Origin of the sequence: Stenotrophomonas sp. Sm2128, from assembly GCF_030985535.1 — a bacterium.
Lineage (GTDB): Bacteria > Pseudomonadota > Gammaproteobacteria > Xanthomonadales > Xanthomonadaceae > Stenotrophomonas > Stenotrophomonas maltophilia.
In genome coordinates this window covers 1-14,060 of the sequence record NZ_JAPTFQ010000040.1, presented here as the reverse complement: position 1 = coordinate 14,060, position 14,060 = coordinate 1, and the positions used below count along the sequence as shown (strand labels likewise).

The following is a 14,060-nucleotide window of genomic DNA, read 5'->3' as shown; positions in this document are numbered from 1 at the left end:
TCACAGGTCCACGCGGAAGGAGATGCCGACGGTGCGCGGGGCGCCGATGAAGGCGTTGTCGCGGCCGTCCACCCCCGCAAGATACCGCTTATCGGTGAGGTTGCTCACCACCAGGTTGGCACCCATGCCCTTCAGGCGCGGCGACAGGCCCTGCAGGTCGAAGCCGATGTTGGCATTGAACACGGTGGCCGAGGGCAGCTTGTTGACGTTGGCGGCGTCGAGGTAGCGCGTGCCCAGGTAACGGCCGGACAGGCCGAAGTTCCAGTTGGCGCCCTGCCAGTCGGCCGACAGCACCAGGGTCTGTTCGGGCTGGCCGATCACCTTGGCGCCATCGACGATGCCCAGCTGGGTATCGCGGGCGGCATTGCCACTGCCCAGGTATTTGGAGCGGTTGTAGGTGTAGGCCGCGTTGATCCGCCAGCCATTGTCCCAACCATAGCCGAACGCCGCTTCCAGGCCGTTGCTTTCCACGCCACCGAAGTTCTCGTAGACGCCGTCGGTCTCGCCCAGGTAGTCGATGCCGCTGACGAAGCCCGCCGGCAGGTAGACGATGCGGTTGTCGAACTTGATGTTGTACAGGGTCACCGAGGCGGTCAGCGGCCAGCGGCTGATGCGCATGCCCACTTCGATGTTGTCGGCGGTCTCCGGTTCGACATTGCGGAAGCGCTGCGGGTCGGTTTCGCCAAGTACGCCTGAAGGAATGGCGGCGAAATTCTGCGAGAAGCCGGCGAACAGCTCCATGCCTTCCACGCCCGGTGCCCAGGTGAAGCCGGTGGACAGCAGCGGATCGGACCTGGAATCGGATTTGACGTGCTCGCTGGCACCGATCACGCGGCGGCGCGACTGGTCGACGAAGAACTGCTTCACGCCCAGGCGGGCACTGAACGGCCCGAAGCGGGCCACGTCCTCGACGTAGTACATCTGCTCGTCAACCTTGTACTTGTCCTCGAACTGCACCCAGTACGGCTGATGGTCGAAGGCGATGTCCTGGCCGACATTGAGCAGGCGGTGCCAGTCACGGCGTGCCGAACGGTCCAGCTTCTCCACCCACAGGCCGCCACGGATCGTGTTGTCGATCGCACCGAAGGTCTGCCGCCATTCGACGTCGGCGGTCACGCCCATGCGGTCGTTGTCGTAGTGGGTGTGGCGGTAGGACTGCGCGCCCAGCACGTTGCCCGCGTAGCAGTTCGGATCGTACTCGGCGGTGAAGCCCAGGCGCGGGGTGCAGCTGGCCAGGCGCTGCGCGGCGCTGCCATCGGGATTGACGAAGAAGATCTGGCCACGGTTGCTGCCGCCGTACACGGTCTTGCCACCGAGATATTCCGATTCGGGGCGGCCCGCACCCTCATCGCTGACCTGCGCCAGGTAGGGTGGCAGCCAGTCGCCACGACCTTGCATGCGGTGCCCGTAGGCGGCCACCGAGGCCTTGAACCCGTTGCCGCCGTCGAAGGCCGCACGCAGGTAACCGAAGGTGTTCTCGCGCAGTGCACGCGAGCCGGAACGGAAGTTCTGGTCCAGATACGGAATGCCGGTGAGGGTGCCGACCAGGTTGTCGCGATCCGGATTGGTGGCAAAGCCCTTCGGCGAGACGCTGGTGTATTCCGGCTCGTCGGCATCGTTGTAGGACAGGTAGCCGGTCAGGGTCCAGCGATCCAGTTCGGTGATGAACTTGCCGGCGATGTGGTCGTTGCTGGCGTGGCCGGTGCCGTCGATCCAGTCGTGCACCTTCGACGAGGAGGCGCTGATCCACGCGCGGGTGTGGCCGCCGAGCAGGCCGGTGTCGTAGCGCACGTAGTACTTGCGCGCCTCGTTGTCACCGGCACCGACCACGAAGCGCAGGCGGCTGTCCTGCAGCGGATCGCTGGTGAGGAAGTTGAGCGTGCCGCCGAGGGCTTCGTTCGAGCGCGAGGAGATGTCAGCGGTGCCTTGGCTGACTTCCACCGTCTCCAGGTCGAGGGTGTCGATGTAGCGGTTGGCCAGCGAGCCGCCGCCGTAGCCGGAGCCGCCGTTGGGCAGGCCGTCGATGGTGGTGCCGATCTGCTGGGTATCACGATTGGTGACGAACCCGCGCATGCTGATCTGCGTGCCCCACACCGACGAGCCGGTGGCGTCGGCCTCGCTGACCACCACGCCGGGTACTTCGTTCAGCGCATCGTTGACGCTGCTCATCACGGTCTGCCTGTTCAGTGTTTCTGCGCGCACCGACGTCTTGGCGTAGCTGGTGGCCTGGCCGATCACCTGCACCTGGTCGAGGGTACGCGCATCGCTGCTGCGCGCTTCGCCCGTATCGCCCTGCGGTGCTTCTGCGAGGGCGTCCAGGGTGGGGGCGATCAGCAGGGCAAGCAGCGAAACACGGGGAAAGCGCGCAATCGTTCGCATCGAAACCGGACCTTCAGAGGGAGGAAACCCCGGAGTGTCGGCAGCGCCAATGACATCGGCATGACGTGCCAGCGCAGGAACGATGGCACTGTGGGGGCTGTCACGACCTTCGGGTATGCTCGGCGCTTCAATGGACCTGAGGTGGTGGCGATGCAGAAGCGATCGACGATCTGGCTGGGCGGCGCAGCCCTGGTGCTGCTGGCAGGATGCAACCGGACGCCCTCGGATGGAGAGGTGGTACCGCCTGTGCCAGCTACGGCGGACGAGACCGCAGCACCGGCCGCCGCCCCAGCCGGTTCAACAGCCGCCGCCGATGGCGCCGCACTCACCGACCGCGAGGGCAAGGCTGTGCCGCTGGTGCCCTTCGACCCAGCCAGCGTGCCGCTGAGCGACGCCCCGCTGGGCAAACTGCCGTTCTTCAGCCTGCCGCCGGGCTATGCGTCGCAGAACGCCCACCCACGCGCCTGGGCGCGCTTCCCGTTCCGGATGGGCAACGGCGTGCATTGGGTGGAAGGCCCGAGCTGGTCGGCACGTATCGTGACCGACGGCGATGGCGCACCGGACAAAGCGTTTTCCGCACTGGAAGTACAGCGCAACTTCGACGGCGTGATCACCGCCGCCGGTGGCCGCAAGGTCTTCGAAGGCGCGCTGCTGCGCGACATCTACTACGGCCCGCAGCTGGAAGGTGAGATCGGAGGTGGTTTCATCGATGCGGTGAACGGCGAGCAGGAGGCTCCCACCACGGTGTACGTGCTACGCCAGGCCAATCGCACCGTGTGGTTGCAGCTGGCAGTGGACAGCAATGGCGCTGGACTTGTGGTCGTGGACGAAGTGCCGTTCAAGGCCACCGCGCAGTGGTCGGACAGCTTCCCGCACCTGTCCCTGCCGGCCGGTTATCGTGACCGGAACAAGCCCGAGCAGCGTGATTTCGATGCCTTCCCGTTCTGGACCGGCGATCAGTTCGAACAGGTTGAGGGCCGCACCTTCGCTGCCGATTTCGACAAGGGCGAGCGCGAGTACTCGATGCAGGAAGTCCGTCGCAATCTTGAGGCGATGATGGCCCAGGTCAACGGCACCAAGCTGTTCGAGGGGCGCATCCCGCACGAAGCGGCCGAGGACGTACCGAAGCAGGTGCAGTCGTCCTACGGCAATGCGGCCAGCTACAGCTGGGACAACTACGACACCGTGGTCTACCGCGTGGATCTGGCTGATGGTCGCCAGGTGTGGGTGCACGCGCGCCTGGAATACCTCAGCGCAGGCTGGGTGGTGGCCGAGCGCAAGGGCTTCACCCAGACCGCGGCGCTGTTGCCGGCCGATGCGTTGAGGAAGAAGTTGGACAGCGATGGCCGCGTGGCGATCCAGGTCAACTTCGCCACCGACAAGGCGCAGATCCTGCCGGCGTCCGAACCACAGCTGGCGCAGGTGCTGGACCTGCTGCGCGCCGACCCGTCGCTGAAACTGTCGATCGAAGGCCACACCGACAACAGCGGTGCGGCCGCGCACAACCGCAGCTTGTCCGAGGATCGGGCGCGGTCGGTGGTGGCCGCGCTCACCGCAAAGGGCATCGCCGCCGACCGCCTGCAGGCGGTCGGATTCGGCGCCGACAGGCCGGTGGCTGACAACGGCAGCGGAGAAGGCAAGGCACGCAACCGGCGGGTCGAGCTGGTCAAGCGCTGACCCACGGGGTGCTCAGTACCGCGCGTCCTTGGGTTTCGGGTCGCGCGGCCAGTCCTTGGCCTTGTTGGCGAAGTCCGGGCGTGGCTGGTTGATGAAGTAGCTGGCGATGTCCACCGCATCCTGGTCGGGCATCACCTGCTGCCCAAGCGGGGGCTTGCGGGTCACCGCCGGTGGCATGTTGTGCTTGACGAAGCCGGCGGCCTTGTACAGGCGCGCCATGCCCGCGCCGATGTTGAAGCTGTGGTCGCCCCATAGCGGCGGGAAGGCGATGTCACCGCTGGCGTCGCGCCGACCTTCGCCGTTGTCGCCATGGCAGGCGGCGCACTGCACGGCGTACAGCGCCTGGCCGCGGACCGGGTCCGGGGTCAGCGTGCTGTCGATCGGCCCCTCACTGGGGGCGGCCACCTTTGCACCCTCTGGCACCGGACTGCTCAGCCACGCCATGTAATCGAGCATCGCGCGCATCTGCGGCGAGTCCTTCGGCAGCGGCTTGCCGTTCATCGAACGCTGCAGGCAGCCGTTGATGCGCTCGGTCAGCCCGATCACCTTGCCCGGACGCGGCATGTAGCGCGGATAGGCGCCGCCGCCGGTATTGAAGTAGTGATTGCCGAAAGGCCGCTTGCCCTCGGCCATGTGGCACGAGTTGCAGTTCAGATCGTTGCCGACATTGTCCGGCAGCAGCCGTGCGGTCTCGTTGAGGATACGGCGGCCGAGCATCACCGATTCGGCATTGCCGAGCCCGGCGATTTCTTCGGCGCTGGGCGCATGGTAGTGCCCGACCACCTTGCCCTGCGCATCGAGGATATCGATCGTGCTGGCCACGGCGGCATCCAGGTCCGGGTACAGATGACGGTAAGCGAGGGTACCGGCGCCGGCCAGCAGCACGAGGGTGATCGCACTGGCGATCAGCAGGCGGGAGCGTTTGCGCGAACGTTTCATCGTGCTGCCTCCTGCGGAACGTAGTGCACCGGCTTGTCGCGCACCACCCGGCGAATGCGCGCCACGTCGACCTCGCTCACGGCACTGGCCTGGTTGCCCCAGCTGCTGCGGATGAAGGTCAGGATCTGTGCCAGCTGCGCGTTCGGCAGCTGCTCGAAGCCGGGCATGGTGAAGGCCATGCGGTCATGCGGGGTATGCGGCGTGCGGCCGCCGATCAAGGTCACCTGCACCAGCGAGCTGGGGTCATCGGCGAACACGATCGAGTTGCCGGCCAGGGCTGGATAGACGCGCGGCATGCCGCGCCCGTCGGCGCGGTGGCAGGCCTGGCAGTGCTCGGCATAGGCCAGCGAACCGGCCACGCGGTAGTCGCCGCTGCGCAGTGCGGCGGTGGTGGTGTCGGTACCGGGCGACCACTGTGCGCTGCGTCCTTCGCGGGCGGGCAGCTGCTTCAGGTAGCGGGCCATCGCCAGCAGGTCGGCATCGGACAGGTACTGCGTGCTGTGCTCGACCACGTCGGCCATGCCGCCGAAGGCCGCCGATCGATCGGTGCGGCCGGTACGCAGGAAATCGACGATCTCGCCCTCGCTCCAGCTGGCCAGGCCGGTCGATTCATTGCGCAGGTTCTTCGCATACCAGCCTTCCAGCACCGAGCCGGACAGGAACTGGCGGCTGCCATCATCGGCCATCGCCTTTTCCTGGAACGCCAACCCGCGTGGCGTGTGGCAGGCGCCGCAGTGGGCCAGGCCTTCCACCAGTTCGGCGCCGCGTTGCTGGCTGGCATCCAGCGACGGATCCGGGTTGAACGTGCGCGGGCGTGCGAACAGCAGCTGCCACCAGGCCAGTGGCCAGCGCATGTTGGCCGGCCACGGGATCGTGCTGTCGGCGTTGTCCTGCTTCACCGGTTGCACCGAGCCCATGAAGTAGGCGTACAGCGCCTTGATCTCGGCGTCGCTGGCGATCACGTACGAGGCGTACGGCATGGCCGGATACAACGGCTGCCCATCGTGACGGATGCCGCGACGTACCGCGCGCTCGAAGTCGGCGTAGTCGTAGGCGCCAATGCCGGTGTCCGGATCGGGCGTGATGTTGGTCGAGTAGATCGTGCCCATCGGCGTCTGCATGCCGAGGCCACCGGCGAACGGCTTGCCGCCGGGCGCGGTGTGGCAGGCCGCGCAGTCGGCCGCGCGCGACAGGTATTGTCCCTGCGCGATCAATGCCGGATCGTGGATGTCGACCTGCGCGGCCTGTCGCGGTGCGAACCAGTAGGGCGTGGTGCGGGCGACGCCGTAGGCGGCGGCCAGCGTGGCGGCCAGGGCAATGGCGAGCTTGAACGAGGTGCGCATGACGGCACTGTGGGCAATCCCGCGCGGGCGTTCATTGATCCGGATCAATGACTGAACAGATACAGCTTGTACACCAAGCTGAATCGTTCCTGCGTTGTCATCAAGTCGTCATCCACGCGCGATAGATGGCCCACGCGCGCGTCGCTAACCTGCCACGCTGTCGCACCTTTTTCCCCGATTGCCCATGAAGCGCCTGCTGCTGTTGTTGCTGGCGTGCGCCGGCCTGTGGCTGGCTGCATGCTCGTCCTCGATCAATGCCTCGTCCACCTCGCTCGCCGATCGGCTGATCGCGCCGGGTGGCGTATCGACCCTGCTCGATCGTCCGCGCATTGCCGCGGCCATTGCCGAACTGCCCAATCGCCACGGCTTCGCGCCGGGCCGCGATGGCGTGCCGATCTTCTGGCGTGTGTTCGATCCTGGCGATTACGGCGCGCGTTACCACTACCTGCCGCAGCGCCACGAGAACGGCCTGCCGCTGGATACCGGCCTGAGCCTGGCAGTACCGCAGCCGTTCCGCGCGCAGGCGCCGCGCGGCACCGTGGTGGTGCTGCACGGCTGGATGATGAATGGTGATTCGATGCTGCCGTGGTCGTTGCAGTTGGCCGAATCCGGCTACCGCGTGGTCACGCTCGACCTGCGCAACCATGGACAGTCCGGTACCGGGCCGTCGGGTTATGGCACCTATGAATCCGACGATGTGGTGGATGTGATCGGCGAGCTGCGCGCCCGTGGTGAAGTAACCGGCCCGCTGTACCTGTTCGGCGTGTCCTATGGCGCCGCCACAGCGGTATTCACCGCCGACAAGCTCGGCGACCAGGTGGAAGGGGTGGTGGCGATGGAATCGTTCGCCAATGCCGGTGTGGCGATCCGCACGATGATTCCGCACCTGATGGGACTGCAGCCGGAAGGCCTGAAGGCGCAGGCGATGGCGTCGTACGCGCGCTGGCGCTACGGCGGCCAGGACATCAACCAGGTGATCGCCGCCGCCAGCCGCCGTATCGACGTCGATCTGGACCGCGTGGATGTAGCGCGCGCGCTGGCCGATACCCGCGCCTGCGTGCTGCTGCTGCATGGCCAGGGCGACCAGCACATTCCGGTCAGCCAGGGCCGCGAACTGGCCCAGGCCAACCCGCGCGCGCACTACATCGAGATGCGCGGCGAGGACCACATTACACTGCCGCTGCGGCTGGACCTGCTGGCCGGCGTGGTCGATGACTGGATGGCGCGCGATGAGCACCACCCGAAGAGCGCCTGCCCGGCCCCACAGCTGCCGGCCCAGGCCGAGTGGCTGGCCCACCGCTGAAAAAAGGGGACGGAGGGGATTAAGTCGTTTCCCGCACAGCTGGGCCATGAACGACTTAATCCCCTCCGTCCCCTTTTTCTGTCAGGCCACGCGTCGTGCCAGCGAGCGGGCAGACGCCGCGACGCCCAGCAGCAGCGCGGCCACGCACAGGAAGGCGAAGCCGAGGCTGGTGCCGTGTGCCAGTGCACCGATCGCTGCCGGGCCGGCGAGGATGCCGGCGTAACCCAGCGTGGTGACTGCGGTGATGGCGATGCTCTCCGGCATCACCCGCTGCTGGCCGGCCATCGAGAACAGTGCCGGCACGATGTTGGCGCAGCCCAGCCCGACCAGTACATAGCCCGCCAGCGCCACCGGGAACGAGGGCACCAGCGTGGCCAGGGTGAAGCCTGCTGCGGCGGTGATGCCGCCGAAGACCAGGGTGCGGGTGCGGCCGAGGCGCTCGACGATGCCGTCGCCGAACAGGCGCATCGCGGTCATCGCCAGGGTGAACAGCGCGAAGCCGGCGCCGGCCTGGTCACGCGGCACCTGCCGCACTTCGGCCAGGAACACCGCGCTCCAGTCCAGCATCGAGCCCTCGGCGAGGAACACCACGAAGGCCAGCACGCCGATGAACAGCACCACGCCGTGCGGCAGCGCCAGCAGTGGGCCGTCGTGCAGGATCCGTTGCGGGCGCCAGTGCGGCGCCGACAGCACCGCGACCAGCAGCAGTGCCGCCACCGAAACCAGCGCGGCCAGCCACAGCGGTGTACCCAGGATCAGCAGGCCGGTCATGCAGCCGGCGCCGACGAAGCCACCGATGCTGTAGAAGGCGTGGAAGCCGGACATCATCGCGCGCCCGGCGTCGCGCTCGACCGCGACCGCCTGCATGTTCATCGCACAATCCAGCGCACCGACGCCGGCGCCGAACACGAACAGCGCCGCACCCAGCGCCACCGGCGAGGGCGCCAGCACCAGCAAGGGCAGGGCGCACAGCATCATCGCGCAGGTGATCACCATCACCCGGCGGCAGCCCAGCCGCCCGGTCAGCGCGCCCGCCAACGGCATCGCCAGCAGCGAGCCGAGCCCAAGGCACAGCAGCACGGCGCCGAGGCTGGCGTCGGACAGCCCGGCCTTGGCCTTGGCGTAGGGCACCATCGGCGCCCATGCGGCGGTGGCGAATCCGGGAATGAAGAAGGCGGCGCGGGTGGCGTGCTGCTGGGCACGGGGGGATGAAGGCGTCATGCGCGATGCGAAGCTCCAGGGAACAGTCATGAAAACGATTTCAGACTGACTCGGCAAGTGCCATGCGCGACATCGGGCGACGCATACGATTGCAGTGACCCGATTGCGTCACCAGCGATTAACGCCACGCGCGGACAGTGGCTGCACGGTCTGCATTCCGCCGGCCGCTGCCGGAGACCTGTACATGAGCACGACACCGACCATCCTCCTCGTCCACGGCTTCTGGGGCGGGGCCGCACACTGGGCCAAGGTGATCCTGGAACTGCATCGCAAGGGCCACGACCGTGTGCAGGCGGTGGAACTGCCACTGACCTCGCTGGCCGACGACGCAGGGCGCACCCGGAAAATGATCCGGCAGATCGACGGGCCGGTGCTGCTGGTCGGCCACTCCTATGGCGGCGCGGTAATCAGCCAGGCCGGCAACGAGCCCAACGTGAAGGGCCTGGTCTACATCGCTGCCTTCGCGCCTGATGCAGGCGAAAGCCCCGGTGGGATCACCCAGCAGCACCTGCCGGAGGCGGCGCCGAACCTGGCACCAGACAGCGATGGCTACCTGTGGCTGCGTGCGGACAAGTTCCATGAGAGCTTCTGCCAGGATCTGAGCGAAGACGAAGGCCGGGTGATGGCCGTTACCCAGAAGGCACCGCTGGCCAGCACCTTCGGTGATGCGGTCAGCGACCCGGCGTGGAAGCAAATGCCGAGCTGGTACCAGCTGTCCCGCCAGGACCGCATGATCGCGCCGGAAAACCAGAAGGCCATGGCCGCAAGGATGCAGCCCAGGCGCCTGCTGGAGCTGGATGCCAGCCATGCCTCGCTGGCTTCGCAGCCGAAGGAAGTGACCGCGCTGATCCTGGAGGCCTGCGCCGCCATCGGCGGCTGATCCCGCGCCAGCACTCCGCACGACAGCCGCGGCGCAGGGGAGTACACTCCTGCGCCGCGGCTGTCCGGCCGCGTCCCTCTCTTCCCTCCAGCCGCCGCCAGAGGATCCCACCCTATCGTGGAGGTCCCGCCGTGCTGCCTGTGCCTGTTGTCCATACGCCGTCCCCCTTGCCGCGTCGCCGCGCGTTGCCGCAGGCGCTGGCCCGGGGTTTGCTGATCGCTGCTCTGGGCAGCAGCGGTATTGCTGTTGCGCAGTCCAGTACGGATCCAGCCAAGGATTCGCAGGCGCCTGCATCACAGACCCTGCAGACCGTGCAGGTCACCGCCAACCTGCTCGGTACCATCACCGAGGGCAGCGACGCCTATACGCCCGGCACCATTGCCACCGCTACCCGCCTGGTGCTGACGCCACGGCAGACCCCGCAGACCATCAGCGTGATCACCCGCGCACAGATGGATGACTTCGGCCTGCACGGCATCGACGACGTGATGCGGGTGACCCCCGGCATCAGCATCGTCACCTACGACAGCGAACGCACCGAGTACTACGCGCGCGGCTTCGCGATCCAGAACTTCCAGTACGACGGCATTCCGATGTCGCGCAATTCGGCGTACTCCGCCGGCAACACGCTCAGCGATACTGCCATCTACGACCGCATCGAAGTGCTCAAGGGCGCGACCGGCCTGCTGACCGGCATGGGCGATCCGGGTGCGACCATCAACCTGGTGCGCAAGAAGCCGGGCAAGGACTTCGCCGGCAGTGCCTCACTGGGTGTCGGCCGCTGGGACGACTATCGCGCCGAGCTCGATGTGGGTGGCCCGCTGACTGCCGATGGCCGCGTGCGTGGCCGCGCCGTGGGTGCCTGGGAAGACAAGCGCTCCAACCTGGACAACTACCAGCGCACCAGCAAGGTCGGCTATGCCGTGCTGGAAGCCGATCTGGGCGAACGCACGCTGCTGTCGGTTGGTGGCGACGTGATGGACAGCGACCCGAAGGGGTCGACGTGGGGCGGCATTCCGCTGCTGGACAGCGCCGGCAACTTCAACCGCATGCCGCGCTCGTTCAACAATGGTGCGCAATGGGCCGGCTGGCGCCAGTACGTGCGTACCGGTTTCACCACGTTGGAGCACACGTTCGCCAACGATTGGATTGCCAAGCTTCAGCTCAACCACCAGGTCAACGGCTATGACGCCGCACTGGCCGGTGCCGCCGCCGGCAATCCTGATCCGTTGACCGGCGAGGGCGTCAGCCTGTGGCTCGGCAAGTACGTTGGCAAGACCGTCAGCAATGCCGCCGACTTCTATGTGAGCGGGCGTTTCGGCCTGTTCGGGCGGGAGCATGAGCTGGTGGTCGGTGGCAGTGCCTCGCGCAAGCGCTGGACCAATACCGGCTACGGCCCGCAGGCGGGGTTCCCGGATACCGTGCCGGACTACAGGACCTGGAATGGCGACATTGCCGAACCGCAGTGGCAGCGCACCTATGACAACAATGAAGTGACCCGCGAGAATGGGCTGTACGTGGTTGGCCGCTTCGATCTGGCCGATCCGTTGAAGCTGATCGTCGGCAGCCGCCTGGCCAGTTACCGCTCGCCGGACACGCGAGAGACCGGTGTCCATGTGCCCTATGCCGGCGTGGTCTACGACCTCGGCGAGCATTACTCGGTGTATGCCAGCTACAGCACCATCTTCAAGCCGCAGGGCGAGCGTGACGAGCAGGGCAAGGCACTGGATCCACTGGAGGGCCGCAGCTACGAGGTTGGCCTGAAGGCTGAGTTCTTCGATGGACGCCTCAATGCCAGTGCGGCGCTGTTCCAGCTTGATCAGGACAACTTCGCCCAGCCCACCGGCGGCAAGACACCGGATGGCCAGGATGCCTACCGCGCCTTGATGGGCGTGCGCACCAAGGGTTACGAGCTTGAAATGTCGGGTCAGCTGGCCGAGGGCTGGCAGGTGCAGGGTGGGTTCTCCCACAAGATCGCCCGCCAGGCGGGCACCAAGGTGACCACGCTGGAACCGGAGAACCAGTTCAGCCTGCACACCCGCTACCGTCTGCGTGGCGCCTGGCAGGCGCTGACGCTGGGTGGTGGCGCACGCTGGCAGGATTCGACTTTCGGCGAGATCACCAACCCGGCCACGCGGGCCAAGGTGGTGCATCGCACGCAGCCGTACTGGTTGCTCGATGCGATGGCGCGCTACCAGTTCAACGATCGCCTGTCGGCCACGGTCAACGTCAACAACCTGCTCGACAAGCGTTACTACACGATCTTCAACTGGTACAGCACCTACACCTGGGGCGAGCCGCGCAACGTGCGGTTGAGCTTGAATTACAGGTTCTGACGCAGATGCGCCCGCGATGCTCTGCAGCATCGCGGGCGATGTGGTTACAGCGGCAGGTCGAACACCAGCACTTCGGCATCGTTGCCGTTTTCCAGCGTCAGCTGGGCTTCGTCGCTGACCTGCAGCGCATCACCGGCTTCCAGGGTGATGCCGTTGACCTGCAGCTGCCCACGGGCCACCTGCACATAGGCGCCACGACCGTTGCCAAGGGCATGGTGCAGCTTCTGGCCGCCGTCGAGGATGGTGGCGAAGATGCGGGCATCCTGGTGGATGCGCAGCGAACCGTCGGCACCGTCCGGCGAAGCGATCAGGCGCAGCTGGCCGCGCTTGGTCTCCGGCGCGAAGTGGGTCTCCTCGTAGGACGGCGTGATGTTCTCGGTGTCCGGGAAGATCCAGATCTGCAGGAAGTGCACGGTCTCGTCGGCCGAGTGGTTGAACTCGCTGTGGGTGACGCCGCTGCCGGCGCTCATGCGCTGCACGTCGCCGTAACGCAGCACCGAGCCGGTGCCCATCGAGTCCTTGTGTTCCAGCGCACCGCCCAGCACGTAGGAGATGATTTCCATGTTGCTGTGGCCGTGGGTGCCGAAGCCCTGACCGCCGATCACCTTGTCTTCGTTGATCACCCGCAGCGGGCCGAAGCTGACGTAGCGCGGGTCGTAGTAGTTGGCGAAGGAGAAGGTATGGCGCGAGGACAGCCAGCCATGCTCGGCCAGGCCACGGGTAGCGCTCTTGCGGATCTGCAGCATGATGGAATCTCCTTGTTCGATGGTTTCGATGGGGCGGGGTGGGCTGGCAGCCGCTGTGTTTCCCCGTTGGAGAGAAGTATCCGCTTGCGCCTTGGGTTTGAAAAACGGATAGTTTTGACAGTCATCATCGAAAAATTCGAATGCTCAAGCTCAGCCTCGATGCCCTGCAGATCCTGGATGCCATCGACCGGCGCGGCTCCTTTGCCGGCGCCGGCAAGGCCCTGCACAAGGTGCCCTCGACCATCTCCTACACCGTGGCCAAGCTGGAGGAGGACCTGGGCGTTCAGCTGTTCGACCGGGTCGGTCCGCGCGCCGAGCCGACCGAGGCTGGCCGCGCGCTGCTGGACGAAGGTCGGCACCTGCTGCGCGCCGCCCGCGAGCTGGAACTGCGGGTGCGCCGGGTGGCGTCGGGCTGGGAGACCGAACTGACGCTGGCGGTGGATTCGGTGTTCCCGACCTGGCTGCTCGGCCCGGATATCGCCGCGTTTCGTGAGGCCGAGGCACCGACCCGGCTGCGATTGATCGGCGAGGCCCTGTCCGGCACTTGGGAGGCCCTGCTGGACCGCCGTGCCGACCTGCTGGTCGGCGCGCCGGGTGAGGGCCCCAGTGGCGGTGGTTACGTGGTCGAGCCGCTGGGCACGGTGGAGTTCGTGTTCGCGGTCGCGCCCGGTCATCCGTTGGCCGCAGTGCCAGGCGTGCTCGGTCGCGAGCAGCTGGTCGAGCACTGCGCGATCGCGGTTTCTGATTCCGCGCGCAGGCTGCTGCCGCGCACGGTCGGCTTGTTGATGGGGCAGGAGATGCTGACGGTGCCGGACATGGCCAGCAAATTGAAGTTGCAGTGCGAAGGCGTGGGATTCGGCTTCCTGCCCGAGCCGTGCGCACGCGCTGCGGTGGCGCGCGGCCAGCTGGTGATCCGCGAGGTGGAGGAACACAAGCCGGAAGAGACCTTCTGGCTGGCCTGGCGCACCGGAGAGGATGGCGCCGCACTGCGCTGGTGGCGCGAGCGCCTGCGCAGGCCGGAGCTGTTGTCGCAGTGGTGGCAGGCGATGGCCAGGGGGTAAGGTTTGGCAGGGCTGCGCCCTGCACCCGCTACGATCCAGAGCAACAGCAACAGCAACAGCAACAGCAACAGCAACAGCAACAGCAGAAGCTGGTTTCCTGAGGGATGGCGGGGTGGGTCCGGTTGCGGGAGACGCCGTAAACCCGTCCTTGGGGGCTTGGCCGCGGCATCCATGC

10 protein-coding genes are annotated in these 14,060 nt (G+C 66.8%); 5 read left to right on the top strand and 5 right to left on the bottom strand.

Annotation, left to right across the window (positions count from 1 at the left end; all coding sequences use genetic code 11):
• Positions 1–2,379 carry a TonB-dependent receptor gene (locus O0K41_RS12780; RefSeq protein ID WP_164223063.1) on the bottom strand — a complete coding sequence of 793 codons (2,379 nt, stop codon included), beginning with the start codon at positions 2,377–2,379 and terminating at the stop codon, positions 1–3.
• A 150-nt stretch (positions 2,380–2,529) separates the two neighbouring features.
• Here O0K41_RS12780 and O0K41_RS12775 point away from each other — a divergent pair, with 150 nt between their 5' ends.
• Entirely contained in the window at positions 2,530–4,056 is a 1,527-nt protein-coding gene (locus O0K41_RS12775) for an OmpA family protein (RefSeq protein WP_149500919.1), read from the top strand.
• Between the two features lie 12 nt (positions 4,057–4,068).
• On the opposite strand, the gene O0K41_RS12770 is transcribed toward O0K41_RS12775, so the two are convergent.
• Positions 4,069–4,995 (bottom strand): c-type cytochrome, encoded by a 927-nt coding sequence (locus tag O0K41_RS12770; RefSeq protein ID WP_149500920.1) that lies wholly within the window; start codon positions 4,993–4,995, stop codon positions 4,069–4,071.
• Entirely contained in the window at positions 4,992–6,338 is a 1,347-nt protein-coding gene (locus O0K41_RS12765) for a cytochrome c (protein ID WP_111118522.1), read from the bottom strand. Before O0K41_RS12765 ends, O0K41_RS12770 begins: the two co-directional genes overlap by 4 nt.
• 184 nt (positions 6,339–6,522) lie before the next feature.
• Here O0K41_RS12765 and O0K41_RS12760 point away from each other — a divergent pair, with 184 nt between their 5' ends.
• Positions 6,523–7,641 carry an alpha/beta fold hydrolase gene (locus O0K41_RS12760; RefSeq protein ID WP_164223061.1) on the top strand — a complete coding sequence of 373 codons (1,119 nt, stop codon included), beginning with the start codon at positions 6,523–6,525 and terminating at the stop codon, positions 7,639–7,641.
• 81 nt (positions 7,642–7,722) lie between these two features.
• On the opposite strand, the gene O0K41_RS12755 is transcribed toward O0K41_RS12760, so the two are convergent.
• The gene (locus tag O0K41_RS12755) at positions 7,723–8,862 is read right to left on the bottom strand and encodes an MFS transporter (protein ID WP_012479749.1); all 1,140 of its coding nucleotides are present in this window, start codon (positions 8,860–8,862) and stop codon (positions 7,723–7,725) included.
• A 184-nt stretch (positions 8,863–9,046) separates the two neighbouring features.
• Here O0K41_RS12755 and O0K41_RS12750 point away from each other — a divergent pair, with 184 nt between their 5' ends.
• Positions 9,047–9,742 carry an alpha/beta hydrolase gene (locus O0K41_RS12750; RefSeq protein WP_149500921.1) on the top strand — a complete coding sequence of 232 codons (696 nt, stop codon included), beginning with the start codon at positions 9,047–9,049 and terminating at the stop codon, positions 9,740–9,742.
• 131 nt (positions 9,743–9,873) lie between these two features.
• Positions 9,874–12,078 (top strand): TonB-dependent siderophore receptor, encoded by a 2,205-nt coding sequence (locus O0K41_RS12745; RefSeq protein WP_149500922.1) that lies wholly within the window; start codon positions 9,874–9,876, stop codon positions 12,076–12,078.
• A gap of 44 nt (positions 12,079–12,122) precedes the next feature.
• Here O0K41_RS12745 and O0K41_RS12740 read toward each other — a convergent pair whose 3' ends face one another.
• Positions 12,123–12,824 (bottom strand): pirin family protein, encoded by a 702-nt coding sequence (locus tag O0K41_RS12740; RefSeq protein ID WP_005409043.1) that lies wholly within the window; start codon positions 12,822–12,824, stop codon positions 12,123–12,125.
• 140 nt (positions 12,825–12,964) lie between these two features.
• On the opposite strand from O0K41_RS12740, the gene O0K41_RS12735 reads away from it, so the two are divergent.
• Positions 12,965–13,885: a LysR family transcriptional regulator gene (locus O0K41_RS12735; RefSeq protein WP_005409044.1), complete on the top strand. Its 921-nt coding sequence runs from the start codon at positions 12,965–12,967 to the stop codon at positions 13,883–13,885.
• Positions 13,886–14,060: the final 175 nt, after the last annotated feature.